This window comes from Nonomuraea sp. NPDC049725 (genome assembly GCF_040674795.1).
GTDB lineage: Bacteria > Actinomycetota > Actinomycetes > Streptosporangiales > Streptosporangiaceae > Nonomuraea > Nonomuraea ceibae.
The window spans coordinates 86,220-103,762 of sequence record NZ_JBFANJ010000006.1 but is presented as its reverse complement, the minus strand read 5'-3'; the positions used below and the strand labels follow the sequence as shown (position 1 = coordinate 103,762).

The following is a 17,543-nucleotide window of genomic DNA, read 5'->3' as shown; positions in this document are numbered from 1 at the left end:
CTGCGCCACGAGACTAGGTCACGTTCGGCGTGCCCGGGGCCATGACCGCGCGAAACGGCCGTGACACGGGCGTGATGTTTACCGGCCAAAGCATACTCAGAGGTGGACATTTCGGGGAATATTCTTTAGGAACTCTGAGGATTCCTCCAGGTTAGCGCCGCCGCCAAACAGGCGAGCGGCACGACCGGCAACACGTAGCGGTAGTCGAACTCCGCCACGGCCGGCGGTGTGACCAACAACACAACCGCCGCCGCCCACGGGGCAAGCCAAGGCGCGGGGCGCGTCGCGGCACGCGCCCCCGACCACCTCCTGCGCGCCGCCACGGCGGGCGGGACCAGCAGGATCACCAGCAGCGCGGTGCCGGGCAGCCGCGCCACGTCCTGGTAGGCGCGCATCCAGCCCGCGTACGGCTCGGCGACCCGGGTGCCGATCTCGCCCCGCTCGTAACGCCGGGCGAGCTCCGCGCCGTGCCGCGCCGGATAGCGGCCGGGCGGAGGCGGCGAGACCGACGGGAACTGGTAGTAGCCGTAGATCTCCTGGTCGGGGTAGACCGGGCGGCCCCACACGAACGAGCGGCCCAGCTCCGACAGCACCGAGCCCGCGTAGTCGAGCGGCTGCGAGCGGACGGCCAGCAGCGCGAACCTGCCCGCCAGCGCGTCCGTCTCCCGCGTGAACGTGATGCCAGGCAGCTTGACCAGCGGCGCGTCCTTGGCCCAGATGTACTCCTGCGACGGCGGCCGCTGCTCCGGCGGCCGGGGATCGCACAGCACCCGCAGGTCCGGCGGCGGGTCCATCCGCTCGCAGTCGGCGAACGACATCGTCCGGGCATAGAGGAAGACGCCGTTCGCCCCCACGATGCCGACCCGCTGGTAGGTGGCGTAGAACCAGGCCCCGTACGCCACGACCGGCACCAGCCCCGCGGCCAGCATCACCACGGCCGGGCGGACCTGCCGCCGCAGCAGGAGCCAGCCCGCCAGCAGCGCGATCAGCGGCAGCCCGACGGTCCTGGTCAGCGTGGCCGCGGCCAGCAGCAGTCCGATCGTGACCACCTTCGGCCGGTCGGCCAGCGCCAGCACGACCGCGAGCACGACGAGGAACATGAACAGCGTGTCGGAGACCAGCAGGTGCTCCAGCTCCACCTGGTAGGCGTCGAGCAGCACCGGCGCCGAGGCCAGCACCGCCGCCCACCGCCGCACCCGCCGCGCCGCCGCCCAGTAGACCAGCGCGCCCGTCGCCAGCCCCAGCAGGTGCTGCACCGCGACCACCGCGCCGAAGGAGTGGAACGGCTCCAGCAGCTTGACGAACATCGAGTAACCGGCGGGACGCACCAAATCGGGGCGTGGATGGAAGACGGTGACGATGTAGGTGTAGGAGTCGGGGAACCACAGCGCCGGCCGGAAGCCCAGCATCGCGACCACCCTGAGCAGCGCCCCGGCGGCCAGCACCACCAGGAACCACCGGTGACGCCGCCCGAACCGCCCCGCCACCCGCACGACCTCCCGCATGTCCGGCACGCCGGTACGCTACCGGGCTTCCACCTGCGGGGCGTCATCGTGATGCCGTCGAGGTGATGCCGTCGTGATGTTGGATACGCTCGCTGGTCGATGGAACTCGCCCGGACGCGCGCCCCGGCGGCGGGCCGGGTGCTCGCCGTGGTCACCGTGCTGCCCGCGCTCGCCGTGGCCGGGTGGCTGCTGGCCGGGCTGGGGCTGCTCCTCGCTGACGGCTACCGGCCGCTGCCCGCGTTCCTGATCGGGCTGCCGGTCGCGGCTGTGCTGTGCTGGGCGGGCGCGCGGCGGGCCGCTCCGCTCACCGCCACCGCCGGGCAGACGGCCGCCGTGCTCGCCGTGGCGCTCGGGTCCGGGGTGTTCAACGCCGTCCTGCACAGCGAGCAGCTGCTCGTCCGGCGCGACCCGGCCACCTACGCGCAGTACGCCGTGTGGCTGGCCCGGCACGGCTCGCTGCCCATCGACCCGCGGGCGGAGGCGTTCGGCGGGCCGGACCCGGCGCTGGTGTTCGACAGCATCGGCTTCTACCGGGGCGACGGGGCGGTGGTGCCGCAGTTCATGCCGGGGCCGCCGCTGCTGTACGCGCTGGGGGAGTGGCTGGGCGGCATGCTGCTGACGCCCGCCGTGCTGGGGGCGCTGGCGGTGCTCGCGGTCGGCGGGCTGGCCGCGCGCCTGGTCGGCGGCTGGTGGGCGCCCGTGGCGGCGCTCGCGTTCGCGGTCAGCATGCCGGTGCTCTACACGTCGCGGGCCACGTTCAGCGAGATCCCGTCGGTGATCCTGCTGTTCGGCGGGCTGGCGCTGGTGCACGACGCGCTGGAGCGGGAGCGGCGGGCGCTCGCGGCGCTGGCCGGGCTGGTGTTCGGGCTGAGCGTGCTGGTCCGGGTCGACGGGCTGCGCGACGTGCTGCCCGCGCTCGCCTTCGCCGGGCTGCTCATCGCGCTGCGGCGGCTTCCCGGCCGCACCGGGCGGCTCGCCCGCGGCTCGGGGGCGGGGCTGCCGCTGCTCGCCGGGCTGCTGGCCGGGGCCGGGGCCGGGCTGCTCGCCGCCTACGTGCTGTCCCGCCCCTACCTGAACTATCTGTCGCGTTCGGTCGAGCCGCTGCTGCTGATCTGCGCCGCCGTGCTGCTGCTCACCGCCGCCGCGACGGCCGCCGCGCCCGCCCTGGCCCGGGTACGGCTGCCGCGCCGGCTGCCGGAGGCCGGGGCCGCGCTGGTCGTGCTCGTCATGGCGGGCCTGGCCGTACGCCCCTGGGTGCAGACCGTGCGCCGCGAGCCCGACAACGTCGACGACCGGCGGACCTTCGTCTTCATCGAGCAGATCCAGAAGGCCAACGGCCTGCCGCCCGACGGCTCCCGCCTCTACTTCGAGAACTCGCTGCACTGGGTGGGGTGGTACCTCGGCGTCCCGGCGGTCGTGCTGGCCACGCTGGCCGCGGCGGTGCTGCTGCGCCGGCTGCTGCGCGGCCGGGAGACCGCCTGGCTGCTGCCGCTGGCGGTGATCGGCTGGACGACGCTGACGACGCTGCTGCGGCCGGAGATCACCCCCGACCACCCGTGGGCGGCCCGCCGCCTGGTGCCCGTGGTGATCCCGGGCCTGGTCCTGCTGGCCGTGTGGGGCGCCCGATGGCTGGCCCGGCGCTTCCCCCGACGCTGGGCCGCCCCGGTGCTCGCGCTGCTGGTGCTGGCGCCGCCGGTCTTCACGTCGATCGGCACCGCGTTCACCCCGGTCGAGCGCGGCGAGGCGGCGGCGGTGGCACGGATGTGCGCGCGCATCCCGGACGACGCCTCCGTGGTGATCGTGGAGCGGGTCACCGGCGACCGGTTCACCCAGGTCGTGCGCGGCATGTGCGGGGCGCCCGCCGCCAAGGCGGACGAGGCGTCCGAGGACGACGTGCGCCGGGTGCTCGCCCGGGTGCGCGCGGCCGGCCGCACCCCCGTCGTGCTGGCCGCCGAATCCGGCCAGGTCGCGCCCTACGGCACGCCCGAGCAGGTCATGGCCCTGGTGACGCGGCAGGACGAGCGCTCGCTGACCAGCCGCCCGGACGGCACCTGGTCGCTCCGCGTCAACGTCTGGATGGCGATCCCTTGACCTGATGTGGACCCGCGTTTCTGCGGGGCAGAGTACCCTCGACGCACGTGAGCACGCCTGAGACCCCCCAGAGTGGAAACGCCGTGGAAGAAGCGCCATACGTCACGATCGTCCTGCCCTGCTACAACGAGCAGGACCACGTCATCGACGAGGTCGAGCGCATCACCAAGGCCATGGACTCCAGCGGCTACACCTATGAGCTCGTCGCCGTCGACGACTGCTCGACCGACGAGACGCTGGCCAGGCTGCGTGAGGCCGCGCCCGGCTACCCGCACCTGCGCATCCGCGCCTTCCACCGCAACGGCGGCTCCGGCACCGTGCGGCGGATCGGCACGCAGGAGGCCAGGGGCGAGATCGTCGTCTGGACCGACGCCGACATGACCTACCCCAACGAGCGCATCCCCGAGCTGGTGCAGCTCCTGGAGAAGGACCAGACGATCGACCAGGTGGTCGGCGCGCGCACCAGCGAGGAAGGCTCGCACAAGCTGCTGCGCGTCCCGGCCAAATGGGTGATCCGCAAGGTGGCCGAGATGCTCGCCGGGCAGAAGATCCCCGACCTCAACTCCGGGCTGCGCGCCTTCCGCAAGTCGGTGGCCAGGCCCTACCTGCGGCTGCTGCCGCCCGGGTTCTCCTGCGTCACGACGATCACGCTGTCGTTCCTGATGAACCAGCACGACGTCCACTACGTGCCGATCGACTACGCCAAGCGGGCGGGCAAGTCGAAGTTCAGCTTCGTGTCCGACGCCTACCGCTACATCCTCCAGGTGCTGCGGATGATCATGTACTTCAACCCGCTCAAGGTGCTCATGCCGCCTGCGCTGTGGCTGGTCGGCATCGGCATCGCCAAGGGCGTGTGGGACATGATCGACACCCCCTTCTACCTGCCGTCCAACACGGTGATGATCTTCCTGTCCGGCCTGCTCATCGGCTCGGTGGCACTGCTGGCCGACCTGATCGTGCGGTCGCGGGGCGACTAGCGTGCGCATCGCGATCGTCGGCCCCACCTACCCGTACAAGGGCGGCGGGGCCCAGCACACCACCGAGCTGGCCCACCGGCTCGCGGCGCTCGGCCACGACGTGGTCATCGAGTCGTGGCGGGCGCAGTACCCGTCGTTCCTCTACCCGGGGCAGCAGACGATCTCCGCCCCCGAGGGCGTCCCGTACCCGAACACCCGGCGTGACCTCGACTGGCGGCGGCCGGACGGGTGGGTCGCCGCCGGGCGGCGGCTCCGCTCGGCCGACCTGGTGATCCTCGCCGTGCTCAGCCCGGTGCAGGTCCCCGCCTACCTCGGGATCCTGTACGGCATCCGCCGCAAGGCCCGGACCGTCGCGCTCTGCCACAACGTGCTGCCGCACGAGCGCAAACCGTACGACCAGCCGCTGATGAAGGCGCTGCTCAAGCGGGTCGACGGGGTGCTGACGCACTCCGAGGAGCAGGCGGGGCTGGCCCGCGGGCTCACCGGCGGCCCGGTGCGCGTGGCCGCGCTGCCGCCGCACCTGCCCTCCACCCACGCCAGGCGCTCCGACGAGGTGCACCGGCGGCTGCTGTTCTTCGGCATCGTCCGCCCGTACAAGGGGCTCGACCTGCTGCTGCGGGCGCTGCCCGAGGGGGTCGGGCTGACCGTCGCCGGGGAGTTCTGGGGCGGGCTCGACGAGACCCGGGCGCTGATCGACGAGCTGGGCCTGGCCGACCGGGTCGACCTGCGGCCCGGTTACGTGGCCGCCGACGACGTGCCGAAGCTGTTCGCCGAGGCGGACGCGCTCGTGCTGCCCTACCGCAACGCGACGGCCAGCCAGAACGTGTGGCTCGGGCACGAGCACGGCGTGCCCGTGATCGCCACCCGGGTCGGCGCGCTGGCCGACCACGTGACCGACGGCGTCGACGGGCTGCTGGTCGAGCCGGGCGACGTCGGGGCGCTGCGGACGGCGATCGAGCGCTTCTACGCCTCCGGCGAGCCCGAGAGGTTGCGGTCGGGGGTCAAGGCCGTCGACCCGGCGCCGTTCTGGTCGGCGTACACCTCGACGCTCCTCGACGCCTGACGGCCCAGCAGCCACGCCAGCCCGGCCGCCGTCGCGTCGGCCAGCGTGAACGCCAGCCGCGACACCACGGCCACCGCGAGCGCCGCGCCGGTGCCGATGATCGGCTGCAGCACGAGCACCAGCGCGCCCTCGCGCACCCCGACCCCGGCCGGCACCACGAACGTGAGCAGCCCGGTCGCCCAGGCGAACGCGTAGGCGCCGGTCGCGATCACGTAGAGGTCCCACCGGCCCGCGAGCAGCCAGGTGTGAAGCCCGTACACCAGCCAGCCCAGCGTGGTCCACGCCACCGCGACCAGCACCGTGCGACCGGGCAGCACGCTGTCGAGCGTGTCGCGGCGCGCCACCCGCAACGCCAGGTTGAGCCCCCACGTCAGCACCTTCGGGTGCAGGCACACGATGATGACCGGCACGAGCAGCAGCAGATACCACGCCTGGCGCACCGCCTCCTGCGACGCCAGCGTGGCCGCCGCGATCGCCAGGCCCACCCCCAGATTGATCACCAGCGCCAGCGAGATGCACGCGAACGTCCGGCGCGGCGGGCTCCCGCGGTCACGGCCGAGCTCCATCATCGCCGCGTACGCCCACACCGCGCCGGGGATGTACTTGCCGAGCTGCCCGACGAACATGATCCGCCCCGCCACCCGCACCGGCAGCGGCGACCCCAGCCCGGCCAGCACCTGCCGCCAGGCCAGCAGCATGCAGAACTGCCCGGCCAGCACCGCGCCGAACGCCCCCGCCACCGCCCACGGCGAGATCCCCGCCACGGCGTCACGGGTCGCATCCCAGTTGCTCGCCAGGCCGTAGCCGAGAAAGCCGAGTGCGACCAGGGCCAGCACAACGCGCAGCAGTCGGCGGATCACCCGCCCAAGGCTACTTCAGCAACGGTGCCCGAGATAGAGCCCACGACCGCCGTGACCAGCACGTCCTCGAAGCGCCCCGGCCGGCGATTCCCCGGCCGGCCGCCGTACCGAAGCCCGTTCGACGGCCGGGGGCGGCGAGCGCGGGTACTGTTGGGCGGCGTGGGAAAGCAACGGGTCGCGCAGCTGGAATACTCCGAGTTCCAGTCCGCGATGCTCGACGAGGCGAAGCGCAGGCGCAAGGCCGCGAAGATCATCGCGGTGCTTGAGCACTTCCACGGACCGCTCGGCGGGCTGACCGTGGGCGACGTGGGCTGCTCGGCCGGGTTCATCGCCGACGAACTCGCCGCAGCAGGGGCCGGGCACACGCTCGGCATCGACATCGACGTGCCGGGGCTGCGCAAGGCCGCCGACCGGTTCGGCGAACGGGTCGCCTTCGTGTGCGGCGACGGCACCGCGCTGCCGTTCCCCGACGGGTCGCTCGACGTGCTCGTGTTCAACCACATCTACGAACACGTGGTCGACCCCGACGCCGTGGTCGCCGAGATGCACCGGGTGCTCTCCGACGACGGCGTCCTCTACCTGGGGCTGGGCAACCGGCTCGGCATCATGGAGCCGCACTACAAGCTGCCGTTCCTGTCCTACCTGCCGCCCGCGCTCGCCGACCGCTACGTGCGCGCCTTCGGGAAGGCCGACCACTACTACGAACGCTTCCGCACCCGGCGCGGGCTGCGCCGCATGCTGCGCGCCTTCCACGTATGGGACTACACGTTCCCGGTGCTGGCCACGCCTGGCCGCTTCGCCGGAGGTGAGCTGTTCCCCGGCGCCCTGGGGCGGCTCGCCCAGACCGTGCTGGCCCGTACGCCCCGGGCGGCGCTGCGGCTGCTGCTGCCGCTCGTGCCCACCTACCTCTGGGTCGCCACCAAGCGCCCCCGCCTCCCGGCCGGCGCCCCCCTGCCGCAGCCCCCGGAGCGGATCCCCCCACTGTGACCCGCCCCAACGACCCCACCCCCGCTCCCCGGCCCGTCCCCCCCACCAGGGGCACCCCTTGGGGAGAGGGCATCCCCTCGGGTGACGCGCGGCCCCTCACGGATGCGAAACCCGACGGGGACACGACGCCACCTGCGGGCACCCGCCACCTTGGGGAAGCGCGGCCCCGCGCCGACGTGAGACCCAGCGGGGAGGCGGAGCCACCTGCGGGCACCCGCCACCTTGGTGGGGGCGCGGTTTTCGCGGAGGGCCGTCCTCACAGGGAGGGGGAGCCCCGCCCCGAGGAGGAGCCCTCCCGGCCTCTGGGAGAGGCGGCACCGTCCTCGGACGAGCACCCCCTTGAGGAGGGGGAGCCCTCCGGGGATGCCCCGTCCCTTGGAGAGGGCGCGCCCTCCCCGGAGGGGCGCCGCGCGGGGAAGGGGCGGCCGTCCGGCGAGGGGCGGTCCCACTGGGAGGGGGAGCCCTCTGCGGGCGCCCGCCCCCAAGGGGAGGCGCGGCCTCGCGCCGAGGCGGGACCTGGCGGAGAGGCGGAGCCCTCCGGGACTGCCCCGTCCACAGGGGAGGGCGCGCTCTCCCCGGAGGGTCAGTCCCGTCGGGAGGGGAAGCCCTCCGGGGAGGGGGCGGGGCGTCCGGGCCGGAAGGGGCGGGGGCTCAAGAGGGCGGTGCGGCTGGGGTTCCTGGGAGTGGCGCTCGGGTTCGGCGGGTGGGCCGTGGCGTCGCAGTGGGATGCCGTGGCGGCGGGGTTCGCGGCGCTGAGCTGGCCGATGCTGGGCGGGGCGCTGGTGGCCGTGGTGGGCGCGCTCGTGGGGGCGATGCTGACGTGGCGGACGCTGCTGGCCGACCTGGGGTCGAGGCTGCCGTTGCGCCCGGCGGCCAAGGTGTTCTTCGTGGGCCAGCTGGGCAAGTACATCCCCGGCGCGGTGTGGCCGATGCTGGCGCAGATGGAGATGGGCCGCGACCTGGGGGTGCCGAGGGCGCGCAGCGCGGCGGCGTTCTTCCTGATGATGCCGATCCAGCTGGCGACGGGTCTGCTGGTGACGCTGGTGACGCTCGGGTGGGACCGGTTCGGGTGGCTGCTGCTCCTGGTGCCGGTGCTGCTGGTGCTGCTGGAGCCCCGGGTGGTCAACGGGGTGATCGGGTTCGGGCTGCGGAGGTTGCGGCGGGAGCCGTTGGAGCGGCCGTTGACCCGGCGGGGGATGCTGACGGCGCTGGGCTGGGCGGTGGCGGGGTGGACCTGCTACGGGGTGCACCTGTATTTCATCACTCCGGATGTCGGCCTGGTGTTCGCCGTCGGGGCGTTCGCGTTGTCGTGGTGCCTGGGCATCATGACGTTCGTGGTGCCGGCGGGGGCGGGGGTGCGGGAGGCCGCGATGGTGGTGGCGCTGGCTCCGGTGATGGACAGCGGGCGGGCGATCGCGGTGGCGCTGTGCTCGCGCGTGGTGATCGTTCTGGGCGATCTGATCTGTGCCGGGCTGGCGGGAATCGCTGCACGGCGGGACTCAGTGTGATTTGGGCCACGATTTAGGGGACGCTGGTCATAAGCTGAACGAAGAGGGGGACGTGGAGTCCCGACGTTGATCTTGAGGGGAGAAGATCTACGTAATGCCTCGAGTGCTCGTCGACGCGGCGGCGGTCCCGGCCGACCGCGGCGCGCTGATCAGGTACGTGGACGGTCTGGTGTCGGCTCTCGACCGGGCGGGAGCCGATCTTGCGGTGGTCTGTCAGCGGGCCGACGCCGAACGCTACACCCGGCTCGCGCCTTCCGCCCGGATCATCCCGGGCCCGGTCTCCATCACCAACAGGGCCGCGCGGCTCGCGTGGGAGCAGACGGGCCTGCCGCTGCTGGCCCGCCAGGCGGGGGCCGAGGTGATCCACGCTCCTTATTACTCGATACCGCTCCGGTCGGGCCTGCGGACGGTCGTCACGGTGCACGACGTCTCCTGGTTCACCGAGCCCGACCAGCACAGCGCGGTGAAGGCGTCGTTCTTCCGGTCGGCGACGCGCACCGCCGTGCGGCACGCCAACCGGGTGATCGTGCCGTCGAAGGCGACGCGGGACGAGCTGGTGCGGGTGCTGGCCGCCGACCCGACCCGCATCGACGTCGCCTACCACGGGGTCGACCAGGCGCTGTTCCACCCGCCGACGGAGGCGGAGGTGCGGCGGGCGGCCAGCCGGTTCGGCCTGCACGGCCAGTCGTACGTGGCGTTCCTGGGGGCGCTCGACCCGCGCAAGAACGTGCCGAACCTGGTCCGGGGCTTCGCCGCGGCGGTGGCGGGCCTGGCGGATCCGCCGGCGCTGGTGCTGGGCGGCGGCGTGCACGAGGACGACGTCGACGCCGCCTGCCGGGAGGTGGAGGCCACGGTCAAGGTGGTGCGGCCGGGCTTCCTGCGGGCGCCTGACCTGCCGGGGTTCCTCGGCGGGGCGCTCGTGGTGGCGTTCCCGTCCAGCAGTGAGGGGTTCGGGCTGCCGGTGCTGGAGGCGATGGCCTGCGGCGCGCCGGTGCTGACCACCCAGCGCACCTCGCTGCCCGAGGTCGGCGGCGACGCGGTCGCCTACACTGAGCCGGACGCCGACAGCATCGCCTCCGCGCTGGCCCAGCTCCTGGCCGCGCCGGAGCGGCGAGCGCAGCTTCGGGAGGCGGGTCTGGCCAGGGCCAGGGAGTTCACCTGGGAGGCCTCCGCGGAGGCGCACCTCAGCTCTTATCAACGCGCAGTCGAATAGTTGGGTACCCTCGCACAGTTATGGAGAGCTCTTTGCCGGATCTAGAGGCGATCCTCCTGGTCGGGGGACAGGGCACGCGCCTGCGTCCGCTCACGCTGGGCACGCCGAAGCCGCTGCTACCGACCGCCGGAGTGCCGTTCCTGGCCCACCAGCTGGCGCGGGCGCGCTCGTTCGGGGTGCGCCGGATCGTCTTCGCGACCTCGTACAAGGCGTCGATGTTCGAGCCGGTGTTCGGCGACGGGTCGGCCCTGGGGCTCTCGCTGGAGTACATGACGGAGGAGACGCCGCTGGGCACGGGCGGCGCGATCCGCAACGCCGCCGAGGCGCTGTCGTCGCCGCCCGACGCGCCGGTGCTCATCCTCAACGGCGACATCCTGTCCGGCCATGACATCGGCGACCAGGTGCGGGCGCATCTGGCGCGGGAGGCGGCCGTGACGCTCCACCTGACCGAGGTGGAGGATCCGACGAGGTTCGGCTGCGTGCCCACGGACGGCGACGGGCGGGTGACCGCGTTCCTGGAGAAGACTCCCAACCCGGTCACCAACCGGATCAACGCGGGCTGTTACGTGTTCACCCGGTCGGTGATCGACCAGATCCCGCGTGACGAGGTGGTGTCGGTCGAGCGCGAGACGTTCCCGGGGCTCATCGAGTCGGGGCGGCTCGTGCTGGGCTACGCCGACCGCACGTACTGGCTCGACGTGGGCACGCCGAGCGCGTACGTGCAGGGGTCGCGTGACCTGGTGCTCGGCAGGCTGGCGTCGCCGGCGCTGCCGGGGCCGGCGGGCGAGTGGCTGGCGCTCGACGGCGCGCTGGTGTCGCCGGAGGCGAAGGTGCAGGGCGGCACCGCGGTCGGCGCCCGCACGGTGGTCGAGGCGGGCGCGACGGTCGTCGGGTCGGTGCTGGCCGACGACTGCGTGGTCGAGGCGGGCGCGATCGTGACCGACTCGGTGCTGGGGCAGGGCGCGCGGGTGTGCGCCGGCACGGTGGTGCGTGACGCCGTCATCGGCGACGGGGCCGTGGTGGGGCCGGGCAACGAGCTGCAGGCCGGGGTGCGCATCTGGCCGGGCATCGAGCTGCCGGAGCGCGCGGTCCGCTATTCGAGTGACGTCTGACCTGCTCGTTCCGTGCCGCAGACTGGATGGGTGAGGGAGCGTAGCTGGGCGCCCGCCGGGCCGCTCGACGTGGGCCTGGCGCTGGCGGCGCACAAGCGCGGCGGGGGCGACCCGGCCTGGTGCCGGACCCCCGACGGGGCCGTGTGGCGCACCTCCCGCACCCCTGACGGGCCGGTCACGCTGCGGGTGACGGTGGCCGGCGGCCAGGTGCACGGGCGGGCGTGGGGGCCGGGCGCGGAGTGGGCGCTGGAGTCGCTGCCCGCGCTCGTGGGCGCCGACGACGACCTGTCGGGTTTCACCGCGCGGCATCCGGTCCTGGTCGAGGCCATGCGCGCGCACGCGGGCGTGCGCATCGGCCGTACGGGCCGCGTCATGGAGGCGCTGGTCCCGGCGGTGCTGGAGCAGAAGGTCGTCGGCCAGGAGGCGTGGCGCGCCTGGCGCTACCTGCTGCGCCACTTCGGCGAGCCGGCCCCGGGCCCCGCGCCCGACGGGATGCGGGTGGCGCCCGAGCCGCAGGTGTGGCGCGAGATCCCGTCCTGGCACTGGCACCGGGCCGGGGCCGAGGCGGTGCGCGCCCGCACGATCGCCACCGCCGCCTGGCACGCCGCCAAGCTGGAGGCCGCCGCCACCAGTGAGGAGCTCGACCGGCTGCTGCGCGCGCTGCCGGGCATCGGCGTGTGGACCTCCGCCGAGGTGCGCCAGCGGGTGTTCGGCGACCCGGACGCCGTCAGCGTGGGCGACTTCCACCTGGCCAAGATCGTGGGCTACGCGCTCACCGGGGAGAAGACGGACGACCCGGGCATGCTGCGGCTGCTGGAGCCCTACCGGGGCCACCGGCACCGGGCGGCGATGCTCATCACGCTCACCGGCCGCCGCCCGCCGGCCCGCGGCCCGAGGATGGCCGCGCGCGACTATCGGTCCTTCTAGAAGCCCTGGGTGCGGTACGAGAACTCAGCGCGTCGTAGTGTGCCGCTATGAGTCTTGTCAGTGATTCCGCGTTCCGCCGCGCGCTCGCCCGTGCCCGTGACGGCAAGGCGCTCGACGCCGCCGAGGCCACCGTGCTGCTGCAGGCACGCGGCGACCACCTGGACACCCTGCTCGACCACGCCGCCCGCGTACGGGACGCGGGGCTCGCCGCCGCCGGTCGCCCGGGGGTGATCACGTACAGCAGGAAGGTGTTCATCCCGCTGACCAGACTGTGCCGGGACCGGTGCGGCTACTGCACGTTCGCCACCGCGCCGCACAAGCTGGAGGCGCCGTTCCTCAGCCCGGACGAGGTGCTGGAGATCGCCCGGCAGGGCGGGGCGATGGGCTGCAAGGAGGCGTTGTTCACGCTCGGCGACCGGCCGGAGGACCGGTGGCACCAGGCGCGCGAGTGGCTCGACGCGCACGGCTACGACGACACGCTGTCGTACGTGCGCGCGATGGCGGTGCGGGTGCTGGAGGAGACCGGGCTGCTGCCGCACCTGAACCCGGGCGTGCTGAGCTGGCGTGACCTGCAGCGGCTCAAGCCGGTGGCGCCGTCGATGGGCATGATGCTGGAGACGACCTCGCGGCGGCTGTTCGAGGAGAAGGGGCAGCCGCACTACGGCTCGCCCGACAAGGACCCGGCGGTGCGGCTGCGGGTGCTGGAGGACGCCGGGCGCAGCAACGTGCCGTTCACCACCGGCATCCTGATCGGCATCGGCGAGACCGTCGAGGACCGGGCCGAGTCGCTGTTCGCGATCCGGAAGGTGGCGCGCGAGTACGGCGGCGTCCAGGAGGTCATCGTGCAGAACTTCCGCGCCAAGCCGGACACGGCGATGCGCGGGCTGCCGGACGCCGACCTGGAGGAGCTGGCCGCGACCATCGCCGTCGCCCGGCTCGTGCTGGGCCCGCGGGCGCGGGTGCAGGCGCCGCCGAACCTGGTCGACGCCGAGTACGCGCTGATGATCCGCGCGGGCATCGACGACTGGGGCGGCGTGTCGCCGCTCACCCCCGACCACGTCAACCCCGAGCGCCCCTGGCCGCAGATCGACGAGCTGGCCGCCAGGACCGCCGAGGCGGGGTTCCGGCTGCGCGAGCGGCTGACGGTCTACCCGGAGTACGTCAGGGCCGGGGAGCCGTGGCTGGACCCCCGCGTCATGGCGCACGTGGCCGCGCTGGCCGACCCGGAGACCGGCCTGGCCAGGCAGGACGCGGTGCCGCAAGGGCTGCCGTGGCAGGAGCCCGACGGCGGGTTCGCCCCCACGGGCCGGGTGGACCTGCACGTCGAGGTGGACACCACGGGCCGGACCGGCGACCGGCGCGACGACTTCGACCACGTCTACGGCGACTGGGAGGCGCTGCGTGAGCGGCTGCCGGCCGCTTCCGGGCGCGGCGCCGTGCCGGGCGACGTCAGGGAGGCGCTGCGGGCCGCCGAGCGCGACCCGGCGGGGCTGACCGACGAGCAGGCGGTGGCGCTGCTGTCGGCCGACGGCGACGCGCTGGAGGAGCTGGCCGGGATCGCCGACGAGCTGCGCCGCCAGGCCGTGGGCGACGACGTGACGTACGTGGTCAACCGCAACATCAACTTCACGAACGTGTGTTACACCGGCTGCCGGTTCTGCGCGTTCGCCCAGCGCCGCACCGACGCCGACGCCTACACGCTGAGCCTGGAGCAGGTCGCCGACCGGGCCGAGGAAGGCTGGCTGGCCGGGGCCACCGAGGTGTGCATGCAGGGCGGCATCCACCCCGACCTGCCCGGCACCGCGTACTTCGACCTGGCCAAGGCGGTCAAGGAGCGCACGCCCGGCATGCACGTGCACGCGTTCTCCCCGATGGAGGTCATCAACGGCGCAAGCCGGACGAACCTCTCCATCGAGGACTGGCTGCACGCCGCCAAGGAGGCCGGGGTCGACTCCCTGCCCGGGACCGCGGCCGAGATCCTCGACGACGACGTGCGCTGGGTGCTGACCAAGGGCAAGCTGCCCGCCAAGGAGTGGATCGAGGTCATCACCACCGCGCACCGCGTCGGCATCCCGACGACCTCGACCATGATGTACGGGCACGTGGACGACCACCTGCACTGGGTCAGGCACATCAAGCTGATCAGGCGGCTGCAGGAGGAGACCGGCGGGTTCTCTGAGTTCGTGCTGCTGCCGTTCGTGCACACCAGCGCGCCGATCTACCTGGCCGGGGTCGCCAGGCCCGGCCCGACCGCCCGCGAGAACCGGGCCGTGCACGCCCTGGCCAGGATCCTGCTGCACGGCGCCATCGCCAACATCCAGTGCTCGTGGGTCAAGCTCCAGGACGACCTGTGCCGCCAGGTGCTCCAGGGCGGCGTGAACGACCTCGGCGGCACCCTCATGGAGGAGACGATCAGCCGGATGGCCGGCTCGGAGAACGGCTCGTACAAGACCATCAGCGAGCTGCGCGCGATGGCGGAGGTCACCGGCAGGCCGGTCCGGCAGCGCACCACCGAGTACGGCGTGCCGAGCGCGGAGCGGCTGGCCGCCTCGGCCGCCAGCGACGGCGTGTGCCAGAGCGTCAGGCGGGTCCTGCCGCTGGCCTAGATATAACAAGTTCTATCGCCTCTTGCGCCGGTCGTGGGAGGCGCTGGGACAATCGACACCCCCCTTCAAGTGAGGTGCACCGTGCGGTTAGGGCGACACCGCGCCGCGCTGTCTCCCAGGCAGAGACGGAGGAAGGCGCTCCAACGCGGCATGCTGGCCGGCCTGGCGGCCGTTGCCGTGCTGGCCGGCGGGATCGTCCTGGTGTCCGGCGGCACGGGCGCGCTGTGCACCGCGCGAGAGCCTGTTCTGGTCGACGTGGCGGCGGCGGTGGACGTGGCGCCCGCCGTGATGGAGGCGGCGGGGCGGTTCAACGGCACGCGGGCGAGCGTGGGCGGGCGCTGCGTGCTCGTCCAGGTGACCGAGCAGCCGCCCGCCACCGTGCTGCGCACGCTGATCGGCGACCGGGCGGGCGTGCTGCGCGAGCGGCCCGACGGCTGGATCACCGACTCGTCGGCGTGGATCCGGCTGGCCCGCAAGCAGGGCGCGCGGTCGCTGCCGGCGGGCGAGCGGGTGGTGGCGACCTCGCCGCTGGTGTTCGCCACCCGGTCGTCGCTGGCCGAGCGCTTCGCGGTGGGCAACACGGAGATGAACTGGCGGATGGTGTTCCCGCCGACGCTGCGCGGCCGGCTGACGCCGACCGAGGAGGAGCCAGACGTCGTACGGGTGCCGGACCCGTCGCTGGCCGGGGCCGGGATCGCCACGGTGGCGGCGGCCCGTGACGTCGTCGGAGCCGGGCCGGAGGCCGACAAGGCGCTGACGGCGTTCGTGCGGTGGGCCCAGGCCGGGTCCGCGCCCGACTACCGCAGCATGCTGGAGGCCGTCGACGACCGCACGTTCTGGAAGCGGCCGGTCGTCATCGTGCCGGAGCAGTCGGTGCGCGAGCACACCGGCCGGGGGCCGTCCGCCGATCCGGTCGTCGCCCTGCACCCGCGCGAGGGCACGATCACGCTCGACTATCCGTACGTGGTGACCGCGACCGACCCGGCCGTCGCGGAGGCGTCCGCCGCCTTCGCCGCCTGGCTGGGCGAGCCGCAGGCGCAGGAGATCGTCCGCCGGGCCGGGTTCCGCTCGGGCGACGGCTCGCAGGGGCCGCTCGCGCCCGGCCCGGACGCCACGCCCCGGGTGCGGCCCTCGGTGTCGCCGGAGGACATCGACGAGGCGCTGCTGGCCTGGAGCAGGCTGGCCCTGCCGACGAACATCCTGGTGCTCAGCGACACCTCCAAGCACATGGCCGAGCCCCTGGGCGACACCACCCGCGTCGAGGTGGCGCTGGCCGCCGCCAGGACCGGTCTGGCGCTCTTCCCGAACTCGACGCACATGGGCCTGTGGGAGTTCGCCGACCGGCTCGGCGGCAGCGAGGACCACCGGGAGCTGGTGAGCCTGGGGCCGATCGACCGGCCCGAGAGCGGCCAGGTCGTCAGGCGCAGCCGGCTGAACGAGCTCACCGGCACGATCACCGCCCACCCCAAGCGCGGCAGCTCGCTGTACGAGTCGATCCTGGACGGCTTCCGCAAGGTGGGCGAGGCGTACCGGGAGGACATGAACAACACGCTGCTGGTGATCACCGCGGGCAGGGACGACGGCGGCGGGGTCTCCCAGGCGGAGCTGCTGGCCGAGCTGCGCGAGGAGTGGGACGCGGACCGGCCGGTGCAGATCGTCGTCATCGCGTTCGGCAAGGACGTCGACCGCGCCGGGCTGACGGCCGTCACCTCGGCCACCAACGGCTCCCTGCACGTGGCCCAGGAGCCGGGCGAGATCATCGACGTGTTCCTCGCCGCCCTGGCCCGGCGCCTGTGTCACCCGACCTGCCGGCCGGGGGCGTGACGAACCCGGGGCATGGAGAAGGGGGCGCCCAGGTGGGCGGGCGCCCCCTTCGGTCATTTCAGGTCAGACCCTGCCCCATAGGGCGGGGACGTTGGGCGGCTCCCAGCCGTTGATCGCGGTGTGCGGCTGGAGGCAGCGGTAGGTGGCGCCGCCGTAGGTGACCGTCGAGCCCGCGGTGTACGCGGTGCCCGCGGTCCAGGTGCCGCCCGGAGGGTTGGTGGGCGTGTCGGTCGGCGTCGGGGTCGGGGTCGGGGTGGGCGTGGGCGTCGGGGTGCCGGGGCCGCCGCCGCCGACCTGGAGGTCGATGCAGGCGTAGAAGGCCATGGCGGTGTCGGCGATGTTCCAGATGGCCAGCACCTTCTGCCGGCCGGGGAACTGGCTCAGGTTCACAGTGTGTGACACCGATGCCGGGGGTCGCTTGCCGCCGTCGTTGAAGACGGCCACCCGGGTGCCACCGACGTAGTACTCCCACGTGCTGGTGGCGTGCTGGACGGTGAGCCGCCAGTTGAAGTTGACGCTGGTGCCCACCGAGGTGACGGGCCACGGCTTGCTCTCATCGCTGAGCTGGGCGAACCGCCCGACTCCGCCGTGGCAGTTGCGCTGGCCCTTGGGGCCTTCGACGCTCTGCGGCTCGTAGATGATGTCGCCGCAGTTGGCGACGCGCCCCTGGGCGCAGTGGGCCTGGCGGCTGGGCGGCGAGTTGACGTACCCGTGGGCCAGGGCCGGTGAGGTGTTGAAGACCACCGTGGCGACCGCAATCGCCACGACGGAGAGTAACGTGAGCAACCTCTTCATCTAGTGGCTCCTCTACTTGGGGGGATGGCCCAAATGTAAAGGAAAGTTTCCTAACGGTAAACCGTTACGTGACTG

General features: G+C 73.3%; 13 protein-coding genes. 10 read left to right on the top strand and 3 right to left on the bottom strand.

Annotated features, from left to right (window positions below):
• Nucleotides 1–125: 125 nt before the first annotated feature.
• Entirely contained in the window at nucleotides 126–1,505 is a 1,380-nt protein-coding gene (locus AB0J53_RS17460; protein ID WP_364173800.1) for a hypothetical protein, read from the bottom strand.
• Nucleotides 1,506–1,604: 99 nt separating this feature from the next.
• On the opposite strand from AB0J53_RS17460, the gene AB0J53_RS17455 reads away from it, so the two are divergent.
• From AB0J53_RS17455 to AB0J53_RS17445, 3 genes are all read left to right on the top strand, one after another.
• Complete coding sequence (locus AB0J53_RS17455) at nucleotides 1,605–3,596, top strand: hypothetical protein (RefSeq protein ID WP_364173100.1); 1,992 nt, start codon at nucleotides 1,605–1,607, stop codon at nucleotides 3,594–3,596.
• A gap of 83 nt (nucleotides 3,597–3,679) precedes the next feature.
• Nucleotides 3,680–4,573 (top strand): glycosyltransferase family 2 protein, encoded by an 894-nt coding sequence (locus tag AB0J53_RS17450; RefSeq protein ID WP_308125584.1) that lies wholly within the window; start codon nucleotides 3,680–3,682, stop codon nucleotides 4,571–4,573.
• 1 nt (nucleotide 4,574) lies between these two features.
• Complete coding sequence (locus AB0J53_RS17445) at nucleotides 4,575–5,636, top strand: glycosyltransferase family 4 protein (RefSeq protein WP_364173096.1); 1,062 nt, start codon at nucleotides 4,575–4,577, stop codon at nucleotides 5,634–5,636.
• Here the strand turns inward: AB0J53_RS17445 and AB0J53_RS17440 are convergent.
• The gene (locus AB0J53_RS17440) at nucleotides 5,537–6,496 is read right to left on the bottom strand and encodes a YbhN family protein (protein ID WP_364173093.1); all 960 of its coding nucleotides are present in this window, start codon (nucleotides 6,494–6,496) and stop codon (nucleotides 5,537–5,539) included. The two genes, AB0J53_RS17445 and AB0J53_RS17440, sit on opposite strands and share 100 nt — an antisense overlap.
• A gap of 159 nt (nucleotides 6,497–6,655) precedes the next feature.
• Here AB0J53_RS17440 and AB0J53_RS17435 point away from each other — a divergent pair, with 159 nt between their 5' ends.
• The 7 genes from AB0J53_RS17435 to AB0J53_RS17405 all read left to right on the top strand — a co-directional run bounded on the left by AB0J53_RS17435 (nucleotide 6,656) and on the right by AB0J53_RS17405 (nucleotide 16,673).
• A complete protein-coding gene (locus AB0J53_RS17435; protein ID WP_219499682.1) occupies nucleotides 6,656–7,483 on the top strand; it encodes a class I SAM-dependent methyltransferase in 828 nt (275 codons plus the stop codon).
• Nucleotides 7,484–8,145: 662 nt separating this feature from the next.
• On the top strand, nucleotides 8,146–8,991 hold the full coding sequence (locus AB0J53_RS17430; RefSeq protein WP_364173090.1) for a lysylphosphatidylglycerol synthase domain-containing protein: 846 nt from the start codon (nucleotides 8,146–8,148) through the stop codon (nucleotides 8,989–8,991).
• A gap of 94 nt (nucleotides 8,992–9,085) precedes the next feature.
• Entirely contained in the window at nucleotides 9,086–10,204 is a 1,119-nt protein-coding gene (locus tag AB0J53_RS17425) for a glycosyltransferase family 1 protein (protein ID WP_364173087.1), read from the top strand.
• 20 nt (nucleotides 10,205–10,224) lie between these two features.
• On the top strand, nucleotides 10,225–11,316 hold the full coding sequence (locus tag AB0J53_RS17420; RefSeq protein ID WP_219499678.1) for an NDP-sugar synthase: 1,092 nt from the start codon (nucleotides 10,225–10,227) through the stop codon (nucleotides 11,314–11,316).
• 30 nt (nucleotides 11,317–11,346) lie between these two features.
• Nucleotides 11,347–12,243, top strand: a complete 897-nt coding sequence (locus tag AB0J53_RS17415; RefSeq protein ID WP_364173084.1) for a DNA-3-methyladenine glycosylase 2 family protein — start codon at nucleotides 11,347–11,349, stop codon at nucleotides 12,241–12,243.
• 47 nt (nucleotides 12,244–12,290) lie between these two features.
• The gene (locus AB0J53_RS17410; RefSeq protein ID WP_364173081.1) at nucleotides 12,291–14,849 is read left to right on the top strand and encodes a bifunctional FO biosynthesis protein CofGH; all 2,559 of its coding nucleotides are present in this window, start codon (nucleotides 12,291–12,293) and stop codon (nucleotides 14,847–14,849) included.
• Between the two features lie 150 nt (nucleotides 14,850–14,999).
• On the top strand, nucleotides 15,000–16,673 hold the full coding sequence (locus tag AB0J53_RS17405; protein WP_364173079.1) for a substrate-binding domain-containing protein: 1,674 nt from the start codon (nucleotides 15,000–15,002) through the stop codon (nucleotides 16,671–16,673).
• Between the two features lie 63 nt (nucleotides 16,674–16,736).
• Here the strand turns inward: AB0J53_RS17405 and AB0J53_RS17400 are convergent, their stop codons facing one another.
• Nucleotides 16,737–17,468 (bottom strand): lytic polysaccharide monooxygenase, encoded by a 732-nt coding sequence (locus tag AB0J53_RS17400; RefSeq protein WP_219499670.1) that lies wholly within the window; start codon nucleotides 17,466–17,468, stop codon nucleotides 16,737–16,739.
• Nucleotides 17,469–17,543 lie beyond the last annotated feature (75 nt).